This window comes from Mycolicibacter senuensis (genome assembly GCF_002101885.1).
GTDB classification, from domain to species: Bacteria; Actinomycetota; Actinomycetes; order Mycobacteriales; family Mycobacteriaceae; genus Mycobacterium; species Mycobacterium senuense.
This window is the reverse complement of sequence record NZ_LQPS01000032.1, coordinates 127860-152268: the sequence shown is the minus strand read 5'-3', so window position 1 is coordinate 152268 and position 24409 is coordinate 127860. Positions and strand designations below refer to the sequence as shown.

20 protein-coding genes, 1 pseudogene and 1 riboswitch are annotated in these 24409 nt (G+C 69.0%); of the genes and pseudogenes, 20 read left to right on the top strand and 1 reads right to left on the bottom strand.

Annotated elements, in window-relative coordinates; all coding sequences use genetic code 11:
* From AWC24_RS08995 to AWC24_RS08905, 19 genes and pseudogenes are all read left to right on the top strand, one after another.
* Nucleotides 1-99, top strand: a pseudogene (locus tag AWC24_RS08995) (type VII secretion protein EsxI); the annotation flags it as partial.
* 146 nt (nucleotides 100-245) lie between these two features.
* Nucleotides 246-1145, top strand: coding sequence for an ESX secretion-associated protein EspG (locus tag AWC24_RS08990; RefSeq protein WP_085084033.1), 900 nt, complete (start codon nucleotides 246-248; stop codon nucleotides 1143-1145).
* A gap of 173 nt (nucleotides 1146-1318) precedes the next feature.
* Nucleotides 1319-2833: a type VII secretion integral membrane protein EccD gene (gene eccD / locus AWC24_RS08985; protein ID WP_085084031.1), complete on the top strand. Its 1515-nt coding sequence runs from the start codon at nucleotides 1319-1321 to the stop codon at nucleotides 2831-2833.
* Entirely contained in the window at nucleotides 2811-4625 is a 1815-nt protein-coding gene (locus tag AWC24_RS08980) for a S8 family serine peptidase (RefSeq protein WP_085084029.1), read from the top strand. The genes eccD and AWC24_RS08980 overlap by 23 nt, the downstream gene beginning before the upstream one ends.
* Entirely contained in the window at nucleotides 4622-5791 is a 1170-nt protein-coding gene (eccE, locus tag AWC24_RS08975) for a type VII secretion protein EccE (RefSeq protein WP_085084028.1), read from the top strand. Before AWC24_RS08980 ends, eccE begins: the two co-directional genes overlap by 4 nt.
* Nucleotides 5788-7620 (top strand): type VII secretion AAA-ATPase EccA, encoded by a 1833-nt coding sequence (gene eccA / locus AWC24_RS08970; protein WP_085084026.1) that lies wholly within the window; start codon nucleotides 5788-5790, stop codon nucleotides 7618-7620. The genes eccE and eccA overlap by 4 nt, the downstream gene beginning before the upstream one ends.
* Nucleotides 7621-7933: 313 nt before the next feature.
* Nucleotides 7934-8233, top strand: coding sequence for a PE family protein (locus tag AWC24_RS08965; protein ID WP_085084024.1), 300 nt, complete (start codon nucleotides 7934-7936; stop codon nucleotides 8231-8233).
* Nucleotides 8234-8284: 51 nt separating this feature from the next.
* Nucleotides 8285-8581, top strand: a complete 297-nt coding sequence (locus AWC24_RS08960) for a WXG100 family type VII secretion target (RefSeq protein ID WP_085084022.1) — start codon at nucleotides 8285-8287, stop codon at nucleotides 8579-8581.
* Between the two features lie 14 nt (nucleotides 8582-8595).
* A complete protein-coding gene (locus AWC24_RS08955; RefSeq protein WP_085084020.1) occupies nucleotides 8596-8880 on the top strand; it encodes a WXG100 family type VII secretion target in 285 nt (94 codons plus the stop codon).
* Between the two features lie 82 nt (nucleotides 8881-8962).
* The gene (locus tag AWC24_RS08950) at nucleotides 8963-10180 is read left to right on the top strand and encodes a PPE family protein (RefSeq protein WP_085084018.1); all 1218 of its coding nucleotides are present in this window, start codon (nucleotides 8963-8965) and stop codon (nucleotides 10178-10180) included.
* Between the two features lie 4 nt (nucleotides 10181-10184).
* Nucleotides 10185-11462 carry a PPE family protein gene (locus AWC24_RS08945; protein WP_085084016.1) on the top strand — a complete coding sequence of 426 codons (1278 nt, stop codon included), beginning with the start codon at nucleotides 10185-10187 and terminating at the stop codon, nucleotides 11460-11462.
* Between the two features lie 5 nt (nucleotides 11463-11467).
* The gene (locus AWC24_RS08940; RefSeq protein ID WP_085084088.1) at nucleotides 11468-12766 is read left to right on the top strand and encodes a PPE family protein; all 1299 of its coding nucleotides are present in this window, start codon (nucleotides 11468-11470) and stop codon (nucleotides 12764-12766) included.
* A 125-nt stretch (nucleotides 12767-12891) separates the two neighbouring features.
* A riboswitch (M-box (ykoK) riboswitch) is annotated at nucleotides 12892-13077 on the top strand.
* A 434-nt stretch (nucleotides 13078-13511) separates the two neighbouring features.
* On the top strand, nucleotides 13512-14711 hold the full coding sequence (locus tag AWC24_RS08935; RefSeq protein WP_085084014.1) for a PPE family protein: 1200 nt from the start codon (nucleotides 13512-13514) through the stop codon (nucleotides 14709-14711).
* 19 nt (nucleotides 14712-14730) lie between these two features.
* A complete protein-coding gene (locus AWC24_RS08930; RefSeq protein WP_085084012.1) occupies nucleotides 14731-15444 on the top strand; it encodes an MgtC/SapB family protein in 714 nt (237 codons plus the stop codon).
* A 45-nt stretch (nucleotides 15445-15489) separates the two neighbouring features.
* Nucleotides 15490-16389, top strand: a complete 900-nt coding sequence (locus tag AWC24_RS08925; protein ID WP_163705418.1) for a sterol desaturase family protein — start codon at nucleotides 15490-15492, stop codon at nucleotides 16387-16389.
* 113 nt (nucleotides 16390-16502) lie between these two features.
* Nucleotides 16503-17063 carry a LysM peptidoglycan-binding domain-containing protein gene (locus AWC24_RS08920; protein ID WP_109560382.1) on the top strand — a complete coding sequence of 187 codons (561 nt, stop codon included), beginning with the start codon at nucleotides 16503-16505 and terminating at the stop codon, nucleotides 17061-17063.
* A gap of 123 nt (nucleotides 17064-17186) precedes the next feature.
* Nucleotides 17187-17861, top strand: coding sequence for an Rv1815 family serine proteinase (locus tag AWC24_RS08915; protein WP_407663424.1), 675 nt, complete (start codon nucleotides 17187-17189; stop codon nucleotides 17859-17861).
* On the top strand, nucleotides 17858-18358 hold the full coding sequence (locus AWC24_RS08910) for a VOC family protein (RefSeq protein WP_085084008.1): 501 nt from the start codon (nucleotides 17858-17860) through the stop codon (nucleotides 18356-18358). Before AWC24_RS08915 ends, AWC24_RS08910 begins: the two co-directional genes overlap by 4 nt.
* Nucleotides 18359-18407: 49 nt before the next feature.
* Nucleotides 18408-19865: an FAD-binding protein gene (locus AWC24_RS08905; protein WP_085084007.1), complete on the top strand. Its 1458-nt coding sequence runs from the start codon at nucleotides 18408-18410 to the stop codon at nucleotides 19863-19865.
* A 36-nt stretch (nucleotides 19866-19901) separates the two neighbouring features.
* Here the strand turns inward: AWC24_RS08905 and AWC24_RS08900 are convergent, their stop codons facing one another.
* A complete protein-coding gene (locus AWC24_RS08900) occupies nucleotides 19902-21836 on the bottom strand; it encodes an ABC transporter ATP-binding protein/permease (protein ID WP_085084006.1) in 1935 nt (644 codons plus the stop codon).
* A 186-nt stretch (nucleotides 21837-22022) separates the two neighbouring features.
* On the opposite strand from AWC24_RS08900, the gene secA2 reads away from it, so the two are divergent.
* Nucleotides 22023-24404: an accessory Sec system translocase SecA2 gene (gene secA2, locus AWC24_RS08895; RefSeq protein ID WP_085084084.1), complete on the top strand. Its 2382-nt coding sequence runs from the start codon at nucleotides 22023-22025 to the stop codon at nucleotides 24402-24404.
* Nucleotides 24405-24409 lie beyond the last annotated feature (5 nt).

Below are 24409 nucleotides of genomic sequence, written 5' to 3'. Positions count from 1 at the left end.
GTGATCTACGAGCAGGCCAACGCCCACGGTCAGAAGGTGCAGACCGCCGGCAACAACATGGCCAACACCGACGCCTCCGTCGGTTCCAGCTGGGCCTGACCGACCCGCAATCGCACAGCGCGGCAGCACACCGACCCACCGGTGTGCTGCCGCGTGCTGCAATTGGTGGGATGGTGGCAGCAGGCGTGCCCACGCCGCAGCGTGATCCAATAGCCAGTACATCGGCAAGGTAGAGGAGGGTAGTGATGGATCCGAGCACCCGCACAGACATCACCGTCAACGTCGAGGGTTTCTGGCTGCTGCAGGCGCTGCTGGATATCCGTCACGTTGCGCCCGAATTACGTTGCCGCCCCTATGTCTCCACCGATTCAAACGACTGGCTGTCGGAACACCCCGGCATGGCCGTGATGCGGGAGCAGGGCATCGTCGTCGAGGACCAGGTCAACGAGACGGTCGCCGCCCGGATGAAGGTGCTGGCCGCGCCCGACCTCGAGGTGGTCGCCCTGCTGTCCCTGGGCAAACTGCGCTACGGCGTCATCGACGACGAGGATCAGCCGCCGGGAACCCGCGACATCCCGGACAACGAGTTCCGGGTGCTGCTGGCTCGGCGCGGCGAACACTGGGTCTCGGCGGTGCGGGTCGGTACCGACATCACCGTCGACGACGTCTCGGTGACCGATGCCGCCTCGATCGCCGCGCTGGTGATCGAGGGCATGGAATCCATCCACCACGCCGATCCGGCGCAGATCACCGCGGTCAACGTGCCGATGGAGGAGATGCTCGAGGCGACCCAGAGCTGGCAGGACTCCGGCTTCAACATCTTCACCGGGGGAGACCTGCGCCGGATGGGGATCAGCGCGGCCACCGTCGCCGCGCTGGGCCAGGCGCTGTCGGAGCCGGCCGCCGAGGCCGCGGTGTACGCGCGGCAATACCGCGACGACGCCAAGGGCCCCAGTGCCTCGGTGCTGTCGCTCAAAGACGGGTCCGGCGGCCGGATCGCGCTGTATCAGCAGGCGCGCACCGCCGGATCGGGCGAAGCATGGCTGGCGATCTGCCCGGCCACCCCGCAGCTGGTTCAGGTGGGCGTGAAAACCGTCCTCGACACCCTGCCTTACGGCGCCTGGAAAACGCACCGGAGGGTCTAGCCGGTGCACCGAGGCTACCGGCACCGAAATGTCGTGTGACGCACCGGGAAATTGCCGGTAAACGCCAATCGTGCGAATAACATGCAATGCCTTTAGAATTGGACAGACTTTGAAATGACAAATTGCGAGGCGGCAGCTATGGGTTCAGTATTCGTCGACCAGGTGGTGCAACAGTGACCACGGCGATCGAGGCGCCGCAGCCGGGCGGTGAAGTCGCAACGTCGGCGCCACGGGCGGTGGTGGTCGGCGTCATGGCCGGCGACGGAGTCCAGATCGGGACGCTGCTGGACGCCGACGCGCCCGTGTCGGTGATGCTCGATCCGCTGCTCAAGGTGATCAACGGCCGGCTGGCCGAACTCGACGAGCCCACCCTGGAAGCCGACGGGCGCGGTCGCTGGGTGCTGTGCCTGGTCGACGGCACGGCGCTGCGGCCGAACCAGTCGCTGACCGAGCAGGAAGTCTACGACGGCGACCGGTTGTGGCTGCGGTTCATCGAGGACCGGGAGCGGCGTTCACCGGTCATCGAACACATCTCCACCGCGGTGTCGGTGAACCTGGCCAAGCGGTTCGCCCCGGTCAACGCGATAACGGCGGTGCGCGTCGGGGTGTCGACCCTGGCACTGGGCGTGCTGCTGGCCACCGGGCTGCTCGCCGGCTGGCGCTTCCAACACGACAGCTGGCTGACGGCCGGATTCAGCGCCGGGCTGGCACTCCTGGTGCTGATCGCCGCCGCGCTGATCCTGATCCAGGCGCGCAATGCCTCCGACCGGTGGGCCGGCGACACGCTGTTGTCCGCCGGGCTGGTTCCGCTGGTGGTGGCCGCCGCAGCAGCCGTACCCGGCGAGGTCGGCGCCGCCCAGGCAGCACTGGGATTCGGCGTCGCCGGCATCGCCGCACTGTCGGTCATCCGGCTCACCGGACGGCAGTTGGCCGCCTACTCGGCCGTGACCGTCATCAGTGTGGCGGTGATGTTCGCCGGGGTGCTGCGGATGCTGTTCCTGACCGGGGCCGTGACCCTCATGGCGTGCGTGTACCTGGCCTGCGTGCTCGCCTACCAGTGGGCTCCGTCGCTGTCGCGGTGGCTGGCGGGCCTGCGCCTGCCGGTCTTCCCGTCGGCGACGAGCCGCTGGGTGTTCGAGGCCCGCCCCGACCTGCCCACCACGGTGGTGAGCACGCCCGGCGCCGCACCGTCCCTGGAGGGTCCGGAGTCGGTCCGCGAGGTGGTGCTGCGCGCCGAACGGGCACGATCGTTCCTGACCGGCCTGCTGACCGGGCTGGGCGTGTTGATCGCGGTGTGTGTCACCGGCCTGTGCGACCCGCGCTCGGACCGGACGTGGCTGCCGTTGCTGCTGGCCGGTCTGACAGCCGGGTTCCTGGTGCTGCGGGGCCGTTCCTTCCGGGACCGCTGGCAGGCGGTCACGGTGACGCTGACCGGCCTGGTGATCGTCGCCGCAGTGGTGGTGCGCTTCGTCGTGCAACTGTGGACACCCACCACGCTGGTGGTCGGGGCGGCGGTGCTGGTGCTGGTGCCGATGTTCGGGCTGCTGTCCGCGGTGATCGTGCCCAACACCATCTACAGCCCGCTGTTCCGCAAGTTCGTCGAGTGGATCGAATACCTGTGTCTGATGCCGTTGTTCCCGTTGGCGCTGTGGTTGATGAATACCTATGAAGCGATCCGGTACCGGTAGGGGCGTGCGTCGGCTGCAGCGCACCGCGGCGGCCGGCGCCGCGATGATCATGATGGCCAGCGGCTCGCTGGCCGGGATGCCGGTCGCGGGCGCGATCGAACGGCCCGGGATCGACCCCGGGGCGTTGCCGCCGGACGGTCCGCCCGGGCCGCCGCAGACGATGCGGCAGACCTCGTACTGCACCGAGGTGGGCGTGTTGCCCGACACCGACTTCCGGGTGCAGCCGGCCTACATGGACATGCTCAACCTGCCGGAGGCCTGGAAGTTCAGCCGTGGGGCGGGGGTGAGCGTCGCCGTCATCGACACCGGGGTGACTCCCCATCCGCGGATGCCGAACCTCATCGGTGGCGGCGACTACGTGATGGCCGGCGGGGATGGGCTGTCGGACTGTGACGCGCACGGCACCCTGGTGGCGTCGCTGATCGCCGCGATGCCGGACAACGGGGTGACTCCGCTGCCGCCACCACGCCAGACCCGGCGGCCGCCGTCGGTTCCCACCAACGAACCGTCGCCACCGCCACCGGTGCCGCAGACGACGATCATGGTGATGCCGCCACCGGAGCCGCCGCCGCCACCACCGGCAGAGGGCGGGGAACCGGGCAACGGCCCGCCCGCCCCGCCTCCCGCTCCGGCACCGCCGGCTGCGCCGCCTCCGCCTGCCGCTCCGGCGCCGGGGCCCGCTCCAGGCCCGGCTCCCGGGCCGGCCAACGGCGCGTCGTCGTCCACGCACATCACCGACTCCGGCGAGGTGCGGTCGGCCGGTTCCTCCGGGCGGGCACGCATCGCCCCGGTCGACTTCCGCGCGCCGAAGGCACCGCCGCCCGGGCCGGGGCCCGACGCCTTCAGCGGGGTGGCGCCGGATGTGCAACTGATCTCGATCCGGCAGAACAGCCAGGCGTTCAGCCCCAAGGAGCCGTTCGGCGAGGGGCAGGATCCTCAACTGCGGGAGAAGACCGACGGCATCCACACGATGGCGCGAGCGATCGTCCACGCTGCCAACATGGGCGCCGGGGTCATCAACATCTCCCACGCCATCTGCATGAACGTGCGCACCCTCCTCGATCAGGCCGATCTGGGCGCGGCGGTGCGCTACGCCGCGGTCGAGAAGAACGCGGTGATCGTCGCCGCCGCCGGCGACACGAGTTGGCGGGACTGCAAGCAGAACCCGATCTACAACGCGATGCGGCCCGACGACCCGCGCGACTGGAACGGGGTGAACACCGTGGTGACGCCGGCCTGGTACGACGAGTACGTGCTGACGGTCGGTGCGGTGGACTCGGCTGGGGCGCCGCTGGGCAAGACGAGTGTCGCCGGTCCCTGGGTGTCGATCGCCGCACCCGGCACCGACATCGAGGGCCTCTCGCCGCGTGATGATGGACTGATGAACGCGGTCGACGGCCCGGAGAACTCGCTGCTGGTGCCCTCGGGCACCGGTTTCTCGACGGCGCTGGTGTCCGGCGTGGCGGCCCTGGTCCGGGCCAAGTACCCGGAATTGTCATCGCATCAGGTGATCAACCGGCTGACTCGCACCGCGCGGCCGCCGGCACGCGGCGTCGACAACGTGGTGGGCTACGGCATCATTGACCCCGTGGCCGCGCTGACCTGGGACGTACCCGACGTTCCGGCCCAACCGCCGGAACGGCTGTCGGCACCGCTGCAGGTGCCGCCGATGCCGCCGGAACGTGACATGACGCCGGCGTGGGTGGCCGGCGCGGGGTTGTTGGCGGCGGTCGCGGCGGCCGGAGTGGCACTGGGAGTGGCAGCATTGCGACGATCACGTAGGAACCGATGAAGGCACAGCACGCACTAGGTCTGAACCTGTCATGGACGCGGGTGACCATCGTCTTTCTGATCGACATCGGGATCCTGGTCCTGGCCGGCCGATGGCCCGGCGACGAGCAGGTCGCCATCTACGCCTGGTGGTCGGGTGTCGGTGTCGCGGTGCTGGTCGCGCTCATCGCGCTGGTCACCTACCGGCAGGTGCCGATCAGCACGATGTGGGCGGCATGGCTCGCCAATCAGGTCGCCGACCCAGAGGCGGCACTGAGCCGCGGCCGCACTCGCGCGGTCGATCATCACCGCCGCTTCGGGCGGGAGCCGATCGGTATGCGTGAGCACGAGGGCCGATTGGTGACGGTGATCGCGGTGGGCGGCCGACCGGTGCAGGCGACCGGCCGGCATCGGCGCGGATTGGAGCCGGCGGCCCTCCCACTGGAGCGCCTCGCCGGCGGGTTGCGCCAGTTCGACGTGCGGTTGGACAGCATCGACATCGTCTCGGTGGGCACCCGCAGTGCGCCCCGCGACACCGAGGACGTCGACTTCGAGGACACCCCGTCGATGCCCGACCACCGGCGCACCTGGCTGGTACTGCGGATGGACCCGCAGCACAACGTCAACGCGGTGGCGGCACGCGACTCGCTGGCCGCGACCCTGACAGCGGCCACCGAGCGACTGGCCGAGGAGATCGACGGACGCCTGATCAGTGCGCGACCGTTGCGCGCCGATGAATTCGACGCCGTCGACGAGGCCACCCTGGCGGGCCTGGAGGCGGCACAACTTTCGCACCGGCTGTTCCGCACCCGGCCGGAGGGTCGGGTCACCAATTTCTGGCTGTCACCGGCCGATATCACCGACGAGAACCTCGAACACCTGTGGTACCCGGAGACCGCGGCGACGGTGGTGACGGTGCGGCTCACCCCGGGGGGCGGCCGGACCACCGGCGTGTCGGTGTTGGTGCGGTACCACAGCGCCGGCAAGCTGGGCGGCAACGTGCGCTCCGCGCTGAACCGGTTCGTGGGGCGGCGTCAGCTTGAGGCGGTCTGCGCCAGCCTTCCGGCGCCCACCGCGCATCCGCGCATGCCGGTGCCCGGCCGGGACCTGCAGGACGGCGAACACCTGGTCGTGACGGTGGATGCGGTGCAGGAGTACGCCGTCCCGGCATCCGGGACGCGGCCGTGACCAACCCGCAATCGGCGGCGTCCGACGCCCGCAACGCCATGGTGGCCGGGATGCTGGCCTCCGGGATCTCGGTCAACGGGTTGCAGCCGAGCCACAACCCGCAGGTGGCGTTGCAGATGTTCACCACCGCCACCACGATCGACCCGAGCATGTGCGACGCCTGGCTGGCCCGGGTGCTGGCCGGCGACTCCGACATCGAGGTGCTGGAGAACGCCTGGGCGACGGTCCGCACGTTCGGCTGGGAGACTCGCCGACTGGGCTTGTCCGACTTGGAATTCCATCCCGAGGTCTCCGATGGCATGTTCCTGCGGCTGCGGGTCACCAGCGTGGAGTCGCTGGCCGCCGCCTATGCCGCTGCGCTGGCCGAAGCCAAGCGCTACGAGGAGGCGGCGAAGCTGCTCGACGGCATCGAGCCGCGCAACCCGTTCGAAACGGAGCTGGTCGGCTACGTGCGCGGCATGCTGTACTTCCGGACCGGCCGCTGGCCCGACGTGCTCAAGCAGTTCCCGGCGGCGGCGCCGTGGCGCCAGCCCGAGCTCAAGGCGGCCGCCGCCGCGATGGCCACCACGGCGCTGGCCTCGCTGGGGGTGTTCGAGGAGGCGACCCGGCGGGCCCAGGAGGCCATCGAGGGCGATCGGGTCCCCGGTGCCACCAACGTCGCGCTCTACACCCAGGGCATGTGCATGCGTCATCTGGGCAAAGAGGACGAAGCCGCCGAGTTGCTGCGCCGGGTGTATTCGCGTGACGCGAAGTTCGCACCGGCCCGTGAGGCGTTGGACAACTCGGACTACCGGCTCATACTGACCGACCCGGAGACCATCGAGGCCCGCACGGATCCGTGGGACCCGGACAGCGCCCCCACCCGGGAGCAGGCCGAAGCACACCGGCATGCCGAAGAGGCCGCCAGATACCTGGCCGAAGGGGACGCGGAGCTGGCAGCCATGCTCGGCATGGAGCAGGCCAAGCGAGAGATCAAGCTGATCAAGGCGACCACCAAGGTGAATCTGGCGCGCGCCAAGATGGGGCTGCCGGTTCCGGTGACATCACGGCACACCCTGCTGCTGGGGCCGCCTGGCACCGGTAAGACGTCGGTGGCGCGCGCCTTCACCAAGCAGTTGTGCGGCCTGACCGTGCTGCGCAAACCGCTGGTGGTCGAGACCAACCGCTCCAAGCTGCTGGGCCGCTACATGGCCGACGCGGAGAAGAACACCGAAGAACTGCTCGAGGATGCGCTCGGCGGCGCGGTGTTCTTCGATGAGATGCACACCCTGCACGAACGCGGCTACAGCCAAGGCGACGCCTACGGCAACGCCATCATCAACACGCTGCTGCTCTACATGGAGAACCACCGCGACGAACTGGTGGTGTTCGGTGCCGGTTATGCCAACGCCATGGACAAGATGCTCGAGGTGAACCAGGGGCTGCGGCGACGGTTCTCGACCGTGATCGAGTTCTACAGCTACACCCCGCCGGAACTGGTGGAACTGACCAAGATGATGGGCGCGGAGAACGAGGACGTGGTCAGCGACGAAGCGGTCGAGGGGCTGCTGCCGTCCTACACCAGGTTCTACAACGACGAGAACTACTCCGAGGACGGCGACCTGATCCGCGGGATCGACGTGCTGGGCAACGCCGGATTCGTGCGCAACGTGGTGGAGAAGGCGCGCGACCACCGCAGCTTCCGCCTCGACGACTCCGAACTCGACGCGGTGCTGTCAGGCGACGTCACCGAGTTCAGCGCGGAATGGCTGCACAAGTTCAAGGAATTGACCCGCGAGGACCTCGCCGAAGGGCTCAGCGCAGCGGTCGCCGAGAAGAAGCCTTCCTGAGCCGACAGCGTCCCGCCAGCCGATTCACAGTGCCGCGACCGGGCCGGCGGGTTGACGCTTGCTGATACCGGTGCCACCATTGCGCAGGTAGGGGGCGGTTCCGGCCCCAGCGGTCCGTGGCGGCGCGAGGAGGTGAGGACGAGACTTGTGTCCCGGTGATTGTGCCCATCGCCCGAGATCGGTCAGCGATTCGTTCCGATCCGGCTTCGGCGCCGATTCTGCGTTTTAAGACCATGTTGTGTTGAGCCGGTGCATGCTCGACGCACTCGATTAGCGTCGGCCTTAGCGGCCGGCACCCTTTGAGGAGGGCCCTATGTCATTCGTGAACACCCAACCCGAGGCGTTGACCGCCGCGGCGGGCAACCTCGCCGCCATCGGCTCGGCGCTCAGCGCCCAGAACGCCGCCGCGGCGATGCCGACGACGGGTGTGGTTCCGGCTGCCGCGGATGAGGTCTCGGCGCTGACCGCGGCCCAGTTCGCCGCGCACGCCAGCATGTACCAGTCCATCAGCGCTCAGGCGGAAGCCATCCATCAGGCCTTCGTGGCCACGTTGAACACCAGCGCCAATTCCTACGCGGCGACCGAGGCGGCCAACGCCGCATCAGCCGGATAATTCCACTACCGCTGCACCACAACACTTTTCACAAACCTAGGAGGGATTCTCATGGCAACACGTTTTATGACTGACCCGGATGCGATGCGGGCGATGGCGGGGCGTTTCGACGTCCACGCGCAGACCGTTGAGGACGAGGCCCGCCGGATGTGGGCGTCGTCGACCAACATCTCCGGTGCGGGCTGGGGTGGTCTGGCCGAGAAGACCTCGATGGACACCATGGGTCAGATGCAGACCGCGTTTCGCAACATCGTGAACATGCTGCACGGGGTGCGTGACGGGTTGATCCGCGACGCCAACCACTACGAGCAGCAGGAAGCTGCTTCCCAGCAGATCCTGTCGAGCTAGAAGGAGAACCACAGATGAGCATCAACTACCAGTTCGGCGATGTGAACGCCCACGGCGCGTTGATCCGTGCCCAGGCCGCCTCGTTGGAGGCCGAGCACCAGGCGATCGTGCACGACGTGATGGCCGCCGGGGATTTCTGGGGTGGCTCGGGTTCGGTGGCTTGCCAGGAGTTCGTGGCGCAGTTGGGTCGCAACTTCGCGGTGATCTACGAGCAGGCCAACGCCCACGGTCAGAAGGTGCAGACCGCCGGTAACAACATGGCCAACACCGACGCCTCGGTGGGCTCCAGCTGGGCCTGACCGACCCGAACCCCCGGGGCGCTGCGCCGTCACCGGCTAATCGGAAATCCGCGCCGCGGCCGATCGATCAGAGGTGGAGGGCATGGATTTCGGAGCGCTGCCACCGGAGATCAACTCGGGGCGAATGTATTCGGGTCCCGGTTCCGGGCCGATGCTGGCGGCGGCAGCAGCATGGGAGGCGCTGGCCGCCGAGTTGAGTTCGACCGCGTCGTCGTACAACTCGGTGGTCACCAGCCTCGCCCAAGCCTGGTCCGGCCCGACGGCGGCAGCGATGTCGTCGGCCGCGCAACCCTACTGGGGCTGGATGGGCAGCACCGCTGCGCAGGCGGCACAGTCCTCAGCCCAGGCCCGAGCGGCGGCCGCCGCCTACGACGCGGCGTTCGCCGCGACGGTGCCGCCGCCACTGATCGAGGCGAACCGTAGCCTGCTGCTGTCGTTGATCGCCACCAACATCCTGGGCCAGAACACCGCGGCGATCGCGGCGACCGAGTTGGAATACGCCGCGATGTGGGCCCAGGATGCCGCGGCGATGTACGGCTACGCCGGCGTATCGGCCAGCGCCACGACGCTGCCCTCGTTCGCGCCGCCGCCCCAGACCACCAACCCGGTCGGCCTGCACGCACAGTCGGCCGCAGCCGGCCAGGCGGCGACCGGAGCCGGCGCCCAGGCGCAGTCGTCGTTGACCCAGCTGATCTCGCTGGTGCCGCAGGTCTTACAGGGCATGGCGGTATCGGGCTCGGCGCAGGCCGAACCGACGGCGATCCTCGATTTCCTGGCCGGGCCGCTGTCGCCGATCTCGTTGTTCGGCATCGGTGGGATCCCGTACCTGCTGGCGATCCAGTGTGTATTGCTGCCGATGAACGGCGCGAACGTGGTCTCGTCGGTCAACCGGGCGATGGGGCCCAAACCGTGGCTCGATCCGCCGTTGCCGGCGCAAGTGCTGGCCGGGGCGCGGCTGGCCGGCGCTCCGTTGCCGGTGGTGTCGGCCGGTTTGGACACCTGCGGCTCGATCGGTCGGCTGTCGGTGCCACCGGGATGGCTCGCCCAGACCCAGACCGCGAAGGCCGTCGCCGCGGTCTTCCCCGAGGCCGGGCCCGACGCCGTTGCCGCCGTTGCCGCGGACAACCAGAGCGGGCTGGCCGGCGACCTGGCGTTGGGCGGTCTGGCCGGCCGCGCCATGAGTCTCAACGCCGGTGCCGGCGCGCGCGGTGCCGGCGGTGTCACCGGCCGGGCGGCCGGTAAGCCCGGTAAGCCGAGCAAGGCGACCATCATCGTGATTCCGGCGTCGGCGGAGGACTAGAGCGATGCCGGAATTCGGGGCGCTGCCGCCGGAGACCAACTCTGCGCGGATGTATGCCGGTCCGGGCGCGGGGCCGATGACGGCAGCGGCCGGCGCATGGCGGGAACTGGCCGGGGAGCTCGGCTCGGCCGCGGCGACCTATCAGGCGGTGATCGCCGAACTCGTCGGGCAGGCATGGTTCGGTCCGGCGTCACAGGCGATGGCGGCGGCGGCGACGCCCTATGCGACCTGGCTTGCGGGCACCGCAGCGGTCGCGCAGCACACCGCGAACCTGCTGATGCTGGCGGTGAGCGATTACCAGCAGGCGTTCGCCGCGACCGTGCCGCCCGCGGTGATCGCCGCGAACCGCAGCCTGTTGGCGGAGCTGGTCGGCTCCGATGTACTCGGGCAGAACGCGACGGCGATCGCGGCCACCGAGGCCGAATACGGGCAGATGTGGCTGCAGGACGCGACGGTGATGTACGGCTACGCCGCGCGCTCGGCAGCCGCGACCGCGGTGCAGCCGTTCACCTCGCCGCCCACGGTGGCCGGCCGACCGGACACTGCGCTCACGGGCGGTGCGCACGACCAGCCGTCCGCACTGCTCAACGCGATACCGCAGGCGTTGCGCGGACTCTCCGGCTCCGGCGGCGCGCAGGCCGCACCGGTCGACGTGCTGGGTTCGGCGCAGAGCACCGACCCGGTATCGCAGGGCGCCTCCTATCTCGAGACCCTGGCCCGGACGGTGCTGCCTGCCAACGACACCAACATCTCGGTGCTCTACGGCATGGGGCAGTATGCGCGCAACCTCAACACCGATCTGGACATCTCCCAGGCCACCGGAGGCCGAGCCGGGTTCGGCTCGGGCGCAACGGCATTGGGTGCCGTTGAACCGATCGGCGCCGGAGGGCGCCCGGTGGTGGCGGCACGCGCCGGGAACGCAGGCGCAGTCGGTGGTCTCGCGGTCCCGCCGGCCTGGGCCGAGTCGGTCCCGGAGGCCGCGACGATGCCCGCCGCGACACCGGTGATCGCCGCGGCGGCACCGGAAGGACGAAGTGCGGGCATGGCCGCAGCCGCGATGTCCGCCGCCCGGCGAGAGCGTGGCGAGCGGGCGAACACCCGGGGTGAGCGCACCGCCGGCCGGCTCACCGAGGTGGGGGAGGTGCGGCACTGGCACGCCGAGCCGGGCGGACTCAAGAGCCTGCTGGGCGAGGTGGCCGGGCAGCCCGGGGTCCACGAGATCTACTTCGACACCGGCGCACCGATTCCGCCCGACACCGCGCCACCCCCCGGGCGGGGGTGAGCGGGATGGATTTCGCCGCGCTGCCGCCGGAGGTCAACTCCGGACGGCTGTATGCCGGTCCGGGCTCCGGGCCGATGCTGGCAGCCGCGACCGCGTGGGCGCGGCTGGCCGCCGAAACCGATTCGGCTGCCGGGGATTACCGGTCGGTGCTGTCGGTCCTGACCGACCGGGGGTGGCTGGGACCGGCGTCGGAGTCGATGGCCGCCGCGGTGGTCCCCTACGTGGACTGGCTCGAGTCCACCGCTGCGCTGGCCGAGCAGGCTGCCGCCCGGGCCGCCGCGGCCGCGGCCGCCTTCGACGAGGCCTTCGCCGCCGTCGCGCCACCGCCGGTGATCGCTGCGAACCGCAGCGCGCAGGCGACACTGGTCGCCGGCAATGTGCTCGGTCAGAACAGTGCGGCGATCGCGACGCTCGACGCGGAGTACGCGCAGCTGTGGGTTCGGGACGCACTGGCGATGTACGGCTACGCAGCTCGGTCGGCCGCGGCGGCCATGCTGACCCCGTTCACCGAACCACCGGCCACCAGCGGCAGCCGGAACACCGAGTTGGGGCGGTTGATCACCGCAATACCGCAGGCGCTGAACGGGCTTGCCCCGGCGGCGGCGGTTACGACGGCCTCGACGCAACCGGCCCAGACCGCCACCGCGCTGTCGCTGACCCAGATCGTTTCCTACATCGAGTTGTTGCCGAAGACTATCGTGCCGTTCAACGACGCGATCAAAACCGTGCTCTACGGCATGATCCAGTACTCCCGCAATCTCAACATCGACCTGGACATCGCCGCGGCCACCGGCGGCCAGGCCGGGTTCGGCTCCGGGGCAACGGCGTTGGCCGCAACCGACGCATCGCTGGGCGCCGGGTCGGTATCGGCCGGTGTGGGCGGCGCGGGCACGATCGGCCGACTCAGCGTCCCGGCGAGCTGGGTGACGGCCGCCCCGGCGGCCACGATGGTCGGCGAGGTGTTGCCCGGCGCCCCACCGGCGGCGCCGGCCGCCGCGGTCGCCGGACCGCAGATCCCCACCGGGGTCTTCGCCGACCTGGCGCTGGCGAGCCTGGCCGCGCGGGCACTCACCGGCGCCGAACCGCGCAGCCGTCCCGCCGCGGCGATGAACGGCCACGCGCAGAGTCGACTGGAACGCCTGGTCACCGAGTTGGCCGGCACCACCGATGTGCAGCACTGGCATGTCGACCCCGGTCGCCTCGACAGCCTGCTGGAGGAACTCGCCGAGCAACCCGGGGTGCATGCGGTGCACGTCAACCCCGACGGCCAGAACAACGCCGGACCGGATCGGCAGCCCGGCTGAAACCGGTGCGACTTCTGCCCGACGACAGGCGGTTTGGCCACCGAAGCGGACTGTTGGCCCGCGGGCCGCACCCGCCCCGCCGTGCCCGATTGACCCTGCCGGTCACCTGGTGCACTATGGTGAGGCAAGCACCTCGTTAGGTGAGGCGTCTGCACGGATATAGGCCACTGACCCCGAACGTCGAAAGACGCCCCGGGTCAGGACAGCTCCTCCCGGATTAAGGGTTGAGCCCAAGTGGCTTCCAGATCTGCGTTGATTACGCAGTAAGGACACGCCGTGCAGTGCCGAAGCTCTGACGAGAGGGGTGCGAGAGCCCGGCCGTCGCCGGGCGTCCCCACCTCTGTGTGCATACGTGCAGGCACCCTCGCGTGCCCAGGCCGAGAGGAGGTGAGAGCGACATTGAGTCCGAGTGATAGTTCCTATCCGAGATCGATGTTCGTCTCCCTCGATCTCGGTACTGCTTTCACCATCTGATTCGCACCGGCGCTGAATTCGTCATCTGGCGCGCTTCCCTCAGCGGAACGCGTCAGGTTTCGGCGTGTCTTGAAAACGCTTGTCAGCTCTAGCTTTTCGTCGTGCAGCGATTTCTTCGACATGCCCGGCTCCGGTATGTCGCCATGACCGGCTAACCCGATTCGTGCCTCCGGTCAACTACGGACGCAACGTGTATCGGGATATCGACGTGCCTGCACACCCGCCGCAACACCAGACACCTCTCAACCAACCCTCAAAAAGGAGCAATGCCATGGACTTCGGAGCATTCCCGCCGGAATTCAACTCGGCTCGTATCTACACCGGCCCCGGCTCGGGACCGCTGATGGCCGCCGCGGCGGCGTGGGACAAGCTGGCCGCCGAACTCGCTTCGGCCGAGGCCGCCTACCAGTCGGTCATCAACGGTCTCATCAGCGAGGGCTGGATGGGACCGGCCTCCAACGCGATGGCCGCCGCGGCCGCGCCCTACGCGGCGTGGATGGGCACCACCGCGATTCGGGCGGAACAAGCGGCCGCCCAGGCGAAGGCGGCGGCCGCGGCGTTCGACGCGGCGTACGCGATGACGGTGGCGCCGCCGCTGGTGGTGGCCAACCGTTCGCAACTCGCGACCCTGGTTGCCACCAACGTGCTGGGCCAGAACGGCGGGGCGATCGCCGCGACAGAGGCGCACTACGGCCAGATGTGGGCCCAGGACGCTTCGGCGATGTACGGGTACGCGGCGTCGTCGGCGGCGGCCACCAAGGTGACGCCGTTCAACTCACCGCACGAGGTCGCCGACCCGACGGCGCAGGGCGCACAGCAGGCGGCCGCCGCCCAGGCCAACGGCACGGCCGCCGCGTCGAACGCGCAGAACGCGCTGTCCGAGGCCATCACGAACACGCCGCACACGCTGCAGACGCTGTCGGCCCCGGTGCAGCCGCCGCCGGTGACGGGCGCCGAGGGGATCAGCACCGGCGACCTGACCAACGCGGCCACCAACCTGATGAGCAGCTCGTTCAGCCCGATGGGCGCGGCCGGGATCTCCAACTTCGCCGCCGACATGGCGGTGGTGCGTGGTGCTGCCATCGCCGCGGGTGACCCGCTGGGCCTGGGCGCCATCGACCCGTTCACGCCGATGCTCGGCGGGCTCGGTGGGTTCGGTGGCGGAGCGCACGGCCTGGGCGCCGGTTTGGGAGGCCTGGGTACGGCCTCGGCGTCGATGGGCCAGTCGGCCGCGGTCGGCGGACTGGCGGTGCCCAAGACGTGGGCGGCCGCCATTCCCGCGACGGCAGCCCCGGGCACGTCGGTCGCGGCCACCGGGTGGACGGTCGCCGCGCACGCACCGGAAGCCGGCGCCGCCGGGATGCCGGGCGTGCCACTGGCCGGCGCCGGGCAGGGCCGCAACTTCGGGTTCGCCGCGCCGCGGTACGGCTTCAAGCCGACGGTGATGGCCCGGCCCGTGGTCGCCGGATAGTTGTGACATCGTTGGGGCCATGCAGACGCTGAGCGTCGCCGAGTTCACGCTGCGGCTGGCCGTCGGGTTGGGCTGCGGTGCGCTGATCGGGCTGGAACGGCAGTGGCGGGCCCGGATGGCCGGGTTGCGCACCAATGCGCTGGTGGCGGCGGGGGCAACGCTGTTCGTGCTCTACTCGGTGTCCGCCGGCGACACCAGTTCCACCCGGGTCGCCTCCTATGTGGTGTCCGGGGTCGGATTCCTCGGCGGTGGCGTGATCCTGCGGGAGGGGTTCAACGTTCGCGGTCTGAACACCGCGGCGACCCTGTGGTGCTCGGCGGCCGTCGGGGTGCTGGCGGCCGCCGGCGATGTGCTGTTCGCGGTGATCGGCACCGGCGCGATCGTCGGCACCCACCTGTTGCTGCGCCCGCTGGGCCGGTTCATCGACCGCGATCAACACATCGAGGAGGACGAGCCGCGGTCGCCCTACCAGGTCCAGGTGGTCTGCCGGCCGAAGGCCGAGAAGTACCTGCGGGCCCAGATCGTGCAGCACACCGCCGGTAACGACCTGGTGTTGCGGGGGATCCACACCAGCCTGGCCGCCGATGACAACATGACCCTGACCGCCACGATGTTGTCGGATAACCGGGCGCCGGACCGGCTTGAGCGGCTGGTCGGCGAGCTCTCCCTGCAACCGGGTGTCTACGCGGTCCAGTGGCACGCCGAGGGGCAGGCCGCCATGTCGGCGGAGTGATGCCTCCCGGACCGATCTAGGCTGTTGGCACTGGAGGTGAGCGCGGTGGATGTGATCGCCGGTATGTGGTCGATGTTGCCGGGCCCGATGCGTGATCCGGTGCTGTTCGCCATCCCGTTCTTCCTGCTGCTGCTGACGCTGGAATGGACGGCTGCCCGCAAGCTCGCCGACCTGGAACGCGGCTCCTACCGCGCCAGGGATGCCTGGACGAGCATCTCGATGGGATTGGTGTCGGTGGCCACCACCGCCGGCTGGAAGTTCCTCGCGCTGCTCGGTTACGCGGCGATCTACACCTACCTGGCGCCGTGGCACCTGTCGCCGCGGCAGTGGTACACCTGGGTGATCGCCATCCTGGGCGTGGACCTGCTGTATTACACCTACCATCGCATCGCGCACCGGGTCCGGCTGATCTGGGCGACCCACCAGGCGCACCACTCCAGCCGGTACTACAACCTGGCCACCGCACTACGTCAGAAGTGGAACAACAGTGGCGAGATCCTGCTGTGGATTCCGTTACCGCTGTTGGGTATTCCACCCTGGATGGTGTTCGCGGCGTTCTCGGTGAATCTGGTCTACCAGTTCTGGGTGCACACCGAGCGGATCGACAAGCTGCCGCGTGCCGTCGAGTTCATCTTCAACACCCCCTCGCATCACCGGGTGCACCACGGCATGGACCAGGAGTATCTGGACCGCAACTACGGCGGCATCCTGATCATCTGGGACCGGCTGTTCGGCAGCTTCGCCCCCGAACGGTTCCGGCCGCACTACGGGCTGACCAAGCAGGTCGACACCTTCAACATCGTCAAGCTGCAGTTCCACGAATACGCCTCGATCATCGCCGATGTGCGTGCCGCGACCCGGTGGCGGGATCGGCTCGGCTACGTTTTCGGGCCGCCCGGCTGGCAACCCGCACCGTCGCGGGCTTCGGCGGCGCTGCGGCAATGAGGGGGCGCACCGACCGCTGTTCGCATAGGCTTGCGACGTCGCATCCGAGCGACAGCGCCCCGGCGTCTTGGGCCGCGGCGTGCCGATGAGAAGGGAACAACGTGGCACAGAGCTTGGGAGACACGCTCACCGCAGGGAAGAAGCTCGTCAAAGGCGAGTCGCTGACCTCTAAGAACGGGGCGTACACCCTGACACTGCAGGACGACGGCAACCTGGTGCTGGCGGCGCGGGGCAAGGCGATCTGGGCCTCCGGGACCAACGGCAACGACGTGGTACGCGCCGAGGTGCAGACCGACGGCAACTTCGTGCTCTACACCGCCGACAAGCCCATCTGGCACACCGACACCAAGGGCAAGAAGGACGTCAAGCTGGTGCTGCAGGACGACCGCAACCTGGTGCTGTACGCCGCCGACGGCGCGGCCTGGTCCACCAAGACCGAGACCGACGCCCCGCCGCCCGAGGAGCCCAAGGCTGAAGCGGCTCCCGCCGAGGAGGCTCCCGCCGAGCCGGCCGCACCCGCGGCACGCAAGTACACCGTGGTCTCCGGCGACACGCTGTTCGCCATCGCCGAGCGGTTCTACGGTGACGGCAACAAGTACCCGCAGATCGCCGAGGCCAGCGGTATCGCCAACCCGGACTTGATCCACCCCGGTCAGGAGTTGACCATCCCCTGATCGCCGCTGACGGCCGATGCGGCGGCCCGGAGCCCACACGGGGCCGGGCCGCCGCGTTGCGCCGGTGATCACGGCGGTCGCATCCCGGCCGGACTGACCGGCCCTCAACGATCGGAGTCGACGGTGCGCGGGCGCATTGTGCGGGTGCTGGCGGTGGGCGTTGCAGTCGGGGCGGCAGCCGCGATCCCGGCGGTCGGTACCGCCCGCGCCGCACCGGTGTTGGTGTTTCCCGGGATGGAGATCCGCCAGGACACTCACGTCTGCACACTCGGCTACGTCGACCCGATCATGCGTGTCGCATTCACCGCCGGCCACTGCCGGGGGAGCGGTCCGGTCACCGACCGGGCCGGAAACCTCATCGGCACCCTGGCGACCTTCCGCGACAACACCCCCAACGGTGCGACCGTCAACACCGATCAGGTGATCGCCGACTACGAGGCGATCGTGCTGGCCGGCGACGTCGACGCCAACGACATCCTGCCCGGCGGCCTGCGACTCGAAGCCGGACCGGACGACACCGTGTCGCCGGGAGAGCCGGTCTGCCACTTCGGTATCGTCACCGGAGAGACCTGCGGAACCGTCGAGCGGGTCAACAACGGATGGTTCACGATGACCCACGGCGTTCGAAGCGAACAGGGCGACTCCGGTGGTCCGGTGTATGTGATCCGCGGCCCCGGCTCCGCCCGGATCGTCGGTTTGTTCAACAGCGTGTGGGGGCAGTATCCGGCCGCGGTGTCGTGGCCGGCGATCTCGCAGCAGGTCCGCGAAGACGTCGGGGTACCCGCCCTCCAGCCATGACCCCACCGCCTCGACCACCCGTCCAGATCGCTTGGGTCACCAGTGATCTCGACGCCACCGAATCGACACTGAGCGCATTGCTGGGCGCCCGCAAGTGGATTCGCATGCCGGGCGTGCATTTCGCCCCCGATACCTGCACCTACCGAGGCGAACCGGCCGACTTCGTCGCCGACATCGCGCTGAGTTACGCCGGCGACATGCAACTGGAGCTGATCGCGCCGGTCAGCGGGCGCAGTATCTACTCGGAGTTCCTCCGCGGCAGCGGCCCGGGCCTGCATCACATCTGCATCGAGGCCGCCGACCCCGACGACTTCACCGCGATGCTCGACGACGTCGCCGCCCAAGGCGCCGAGGTGGTGGCCCAAGGGGTGATGCCCGGCGGTATCCGGTTCGGTTACGTCTCGGCGGTCGATGCGGGAGTCCCGTTCGTGGAGATCGCCTACATCCCGGCGGAGATCCGGGCCGTCTTCGACTACATCAAAGAGCAACAGCGGTGAGCCGCGCCGGCGACGACGCGCAGCGCCAGCACGGGAAGGAACGAGTTCGATGACCACTGAGATACCGGAAACCATTGGTGTAGAGGATGTTTCGTCATGGTCTGATGACGTCGACGTGGTCGTGATCGGATTCGGCATCGGCGGTGGTTGTGCGGCGGTCAGCGCGGCGGCCGCCGGTGCGCGGGTGCTGGTGCTGGAGCGGGCCGCCGAGGCGGGCGGCACCACCGCGATGGCGGGCGGGCACTTCTACCTGGGCGGCGGAACCGCCGTCCAACAGGCGACCGGGCATCCGGATTCGCCCGACGAGATGTACAAGTACCTCGTCGCGGTCTCCCGGGAGCCCGAGCACGACAAGATCCGGGCGTATTGCGACAGCAGCGTCGAACACTTCAACTGGCTCGAAGATCTCGGAATTGCGTTCGAGCGCAGCTACTACCCGGAGAAGGCGGTGATCCAGCCCAATACCGAGGGGCTGATGTTCACCGGCAACGAGAAGGTGTGGCCGTACCTGAACCAGGCCGTTCCGGCGCCGCGCGGACACAAGGTCCCGGTGAAGGGCGACACCCAGGGCGCGAAGATGGCAATCGACCTGCTGCTCAAGCGGGCCGACAGTCTCGGGGTGGAGATCCGCTACGAAACCGGCGCCACCGGCCTGGTCACCGACGCCTCCGGCGCGGTCGCCGGTGTCACCTGGAAGCACTTCACCGAAGGCGGTGCGATCAAAGCGAAGTCGGTGGTGATCGCCGCCGGCGGTTTCGTGATGAACCCGGAGATGGTCGCCCAGTACACGCCGAAACTGGCGGAGAAGCCGTTCGTGCTGGGTAACACCTACGACGACGGACTGGGCATCCGGATGGGAATGTCGGTGGGCGGTGCCACCAAGCACATGGACCAGATATTCATCACCGCGCCGGTCTATCCGCCGTCGATCCTGCTCACCGGGATCATCGTCAACGCGCAAGGCAAGCGCTTCGTCGCCGAGGACTCCTATCACTCGCGCACGTCGGGCTACGTGATGGATCAGCCGGGCAGCGCGGCGTTCCTGATCGTCGACGAAGCCCACCTGCGCACACCGCAGGTGCCGCTGATCACGCTGATCGACGGCTGGGAGACCGTGCCGGAAATGGAAGCGGCGCTGGGTATTCCGGAGGGGAACCTGGTGGCGACGCTGGATCGCTACAACACCTACGCCGCGCGCGGGGAGGACCCCGACTTCCACAAGCAGCCGCCGTTCCTGGCCCCGCAGGACACCGGGCCCTGGGGTGCCTTCGACCTGTCGCTGGGCAAGGCGATGTATGCCGGCTTCACCATCGGCGGGCTGGCGACCTCGGTGGACGGCGAGGTGCTGCGCGACGACGGCAGCGCGGTGCCGGGCCTCTACGCCGCCGGCGCGTGTGCGGCCAACATCGCCCAGGACGGCAAGGGCTACGCCAGCGGCACCCAGTTGGGCGAGGGCTCGTTCTTCGGTCGCCGCGCCGGTGCGCACGCGGCGGCCCGCTCCCGCTGACCGGTCACCCTGGCGCGCTCGGGAGGCGGGGAGGCCCTAGACCGGGGTGAGCTCCCAACGGCCTCGCCCGAGCAGTTCCAGCACCTGCTTGTGATGCTGGCGGACCGTGTGCCGGTGGCTCACACTGACCACGATGGTGTCGGGAAGTTCGGTGCGCAGCAGCTGATACAGCGCCAGCTCCAGCCCTTCGTCGAGCGCCGACGTCGACTCGTCGAGGAACGCCGCCTTGGGCCGGGTCAACAGCAGCCGGGCGAACGCCACCCGCTGCTGCTCGCCCGGTGAGAGCACCTTGGCCCAGTCCTCGACGTTGTCGAGCTGGTCGATCAGGTGCGGCAGCAGCACCTTGCCCAGCGCATCGACCAACGCGATGTCGGAGATCTCCTGCGGCGCAAGCGGATAGGACACCACGGTGCGCAAATCGCCCAACGGGATGTAGGGCAGCTGGGAGATGAACACCGTCTCGTTGTCGGCGTCGGGACGTTGCAGGGTGCCCGAGGCGTACGGCCACAGCTGGGCCAGGCTGCGCAGCAGGGTCGTCTTCCCGCTGCCGGACGGTCCGGCGATCATCATCGCGTCGCCGACGCCCAGGTGCACATCCAGCGCCTCGATCAGCGGGTCACCGGCCGGGCTGCGAACCTCGATGCCCTCGAGGGCCACGGTGCCGTCGGTGCTGGGCTTGACCAGTAGCTCGGGCAGTTCCCGGGCCTCCTGGTTGGCCTCCACCAGCCCATGCAGACGAATGATGGAGGCACGGTAGCCGGCGAAGTTGTCGTAGGCGTTGCGGAAGAACGACAGCGAATCGGAGATATTGCCGAACGCCGTCGCGGTCTGCGCCACCCCGCCGAACATGATCTGCCCGGAGAACAGCCGCGGCGCCTGGATCACCCAGGGCAACGGCACGATCGCCTGGCTCACCGACAGGTTCCAGCCCGCGAACCCGATAGTCCGGTTCACGAACTTCAGGTAGTTGTCGATGATCGCGCCGAACCGCTCCCGCAGTTGCAGGCGTTCGGCGAGCTCACCGCGGTAGAACGCAATCGATTCGGCGGCGTCGCGCACCCGGACCAGCGCATACCGGAAGGCGGCGTTGGTCAGCTCGTTGCGGAAGCTCAGCCGGATCAGCGGCCGGCCGATCCAGAACGCGACGATGGTCGCGATGGCCACGTAGAGCAGCACGATCAGGAACATCGCCCGGGGAATGTCGACCCCCATGACGGTCAGGGTTCCGGACAGGTTCCACAAGATCGCGGTGAACGACACCACCGTCACCATGGACTGCACGGCGCCGAACAGCAGTGTGCTGCCGGTGCCGTTGGCCGGTGCGTTGGGGTTGGCGCCGTTGCCCGCGGTGAAGATGTCGATGTCCTGCTGGATGCGCTGGTCGGGGTTGTCGATCGCTCCCTCGACGGCCTCGCCCACGGCCGGGTCGAGGGGCGTCTTGACGAAGCGGGCGCGGTAGTAGGCCCGCCCCTCGAGCCAGTCGCCGGTGAGCCGCTCGGTGAGCCAGATGCGCCAGTTCACCATGAAGTGCTGGGTCAGGTAGATATCGAGCATCACCCGCGCAACATGCAGCACCGCCATCAGGCTGAAGATGCCGATCGACACCCAGAACCCGTGCACGCCGGACTGTTTGACCGCCTCGTCGCCGCCGGCGGCGCCCTGAAACGCGGTCTGCAGCGAGGAGTACATGTCGTTGCCCTGGAAACTGAACAGCACGTTGAGCCGCACCGCGGTGATCACCGACAGCAGCAACACCCCGAGCATCAGCCAGACCCGGGCACTGTCGCGCCCGGTGAAGTAGCCGCCGGTGATCTCCCAGAACTGCCGGCCCCACCGGGTGCTGGTCCGCAGCAGCATCACCACGACCACCACACCGACCGCGCTGATGGCCCAGGCCATCGCGATCCACAACAGCGAATCGGGCAGTGCGCGCGCCCAGTCGATGGACGGGTTGAACAGCTTCGAGTCCACTGCCACGTCTCCTTGCGGATCGCTACCGCCGGAACCACGTCGCGGGCGGTATCGGAAATCGAGAAAATCCCGTGCGAAACCTACCGCAGCCCCACGTCATCGCGTCGGATGAGCAGACCGCGAACGGCCGACGGGCCCGGCGGTGCCCCCGGGGTGCTGACACCGGCCACCGCGTACGGTTGTGCTGTGGCTAACACCTCGAAAACGGTCTCCGGGACCACGCGCGCCAAGTCGGGTCGGCTGAGCGGAAAATTCTGGAAACTGCTGGGCGCCAGCACCGAGAAGAACCAGAGCCGCTCGATGGCCGAGGTCAACGCGGCGGCCGGCTTCGCCAAGAAGGCCGCCGGCCTCGACGACGACCAGCTGCGCAAGGCCGCGCGACTGCTCAAGCTCAAGGATCTGGCGGACGCCTCCGACATCCCGCAGTTCCTGGCGATCGCCCGCGAAGCCGCCGAACGCAGCATCGGGATGCGCCCGTTCGACGTACAGCTGCAGGGCGCGCTGCGGATGCTGGCCGGCGATGTGGTCGAGATGGCCACCGGCGAGGGCAAGACGCTCTCCGGTGCGATCGCCGCCGCCGGTTACGCCATCGGCGGGCGCCACGTGCACGTCGTCACCATCAACGACTACCTGGCCCGCCGCGACGCCGAATGGATGGGGCCACTGCTGACCGCGATGGGCGTGACCGTCGGCTGGATCACCGCCGACTCCACGGCGGCCGAGCGTCGCGAGGCCTACAAATGCGATGTCACCTACGCGTCGATCAACGAGATCGGCTTCGACGTGCTGCGCGATCAGCTGGTCACCGACGTCGACGACCTGGTCTCACCCAACCCCGACGTGGCGCTGATCGACGAGGCGGACTCGGTGCTGGTCGACGAGGCCCTGGTGCCGCTGGTGCTGGCCGGAACCACCCACCGGGAGACGCCCCGGATGGAGATCGTCGAACTCATCGGCCGGCTCACCCCGGGGGTGGACTACGACTCCGACGAGGACCGGCGCAACATCCACCTCACCGAAGATGGGGCGCGCCGCGTCGAAGCGGCGCTCGGCGGCATCGACCTGTACTCCGAGGAACACGTGGTGTCCACGCTGACCGAGGTCAACGTCGCGCTGCACGCCCACGTCCTGCTGCAGCGCGACGTGCACTACATCGTCCGCGACGGCAAGGTGCAGTTGATCAACGCCTCCCGCGGCAGGATCGCCGCCCTGCAGCGCTGGCCGGACGGCCTGCAGGCCGCGGTCGAGGCCAAGGAGGGCATCGAGACGACCGAGACCGGCGAGGTGCTCGACACCATCACGGTGCAGGCCCTGGTCAACCGCTATCCCACGGTGTGCGGCATGACCGGTACGGCGTTGGCCGCCGGTGAACAGCTGCGGCAGTTCTACCAGCTGGGAGTCTCGCCGATCCCGCCCAACATGCCCAACATCCGGGAGGACGAGACCGACCGGGTCTACATCACCGCCGCGGCCAAGAACGACGCCATCGTCGCCCACATCGTCGAGGTGCACGCCACCGGGCAGCCGGTGCTGGTCGGCACCCACGATGTCGCCGAGTCCGAGGAGCTCTACGAGCGGCTGCGCAAGCGCGGGGTGCCGGCGGTGGTGCTCAACGCCAAGAACGACGCCGAGGAGGCCACGGTGATCGCCGAGGCCGGTCAGCTCGGCGTGGTCACGGTCTCCACCCAGATGGCCGGGCGCGGCACCGACATCCGGCTCGGCGGCTCCTCGGAGAACCACGCGGCAGACCATGACCAGGTGGTCGAACTCGGCGGGCTGCACGTGATCGGCACCGGCCGCCAGCACACCGAGCGCCTGGACAACCAGCTGCGGGGCCGTGCCGGCCGGCAGGGCGACCCCGGCTCGTCGGTGTTCTTCTCCAGCTGGGAGGACGAGGTCGCGGCCACCAACCTGGAAGCCAACAAGCTGCCGATGGAAACCGACTTGGAAGCAGGAGACGGCCGGATCCTGAGCCCCAAGGCCGCCGGGATGCTCGACCACGCGCAGCGCATCGCCGAGGGCAAGCTGCTCGACATCCACGCCAACACCTGGCGTTACAACCAGCTGATCGCCCAGCAGCGCGCCATCATCGTCGAACGGCGCAACACCTTGCTGTCCACCCCGGCGGCGCGCGAGGAGCTCGCCGAACTGGCCCCGCAGCGGTTCGCGGAGCTGCGCAAGAAATTCGGCGAGAACGATCAGGATGCCGATGCCAGGCTGGAGAAGATCTGCCGGCTGATCATGCTCTACCACCTGGACCGCGGCTGGGCCGATCACCTGGCGTTCCTGGCCGACATCCGGGAGAGCATCCACCTGCGCGCACTGGGCCGGCAGAACCCGCTCGACGAATTCCACCGGATGGCCCTGGACGCGTTCGCCTCGCTGGCGGCCGACGCCATCGAGGCGGCCCAGCAGACTCTCGAGACATCCGAGCAGATCGAATCGGAGCCGGGTATCGACCTGTCCAAGCTGGCGCGGCCCACCTCGACGTGGACCTACATGGTCCGGGACAACCCGCTCAGCGACGACACCATGGACGCGCTGAGCCTGCCCGGAATCTTCCGCTAGGGCGC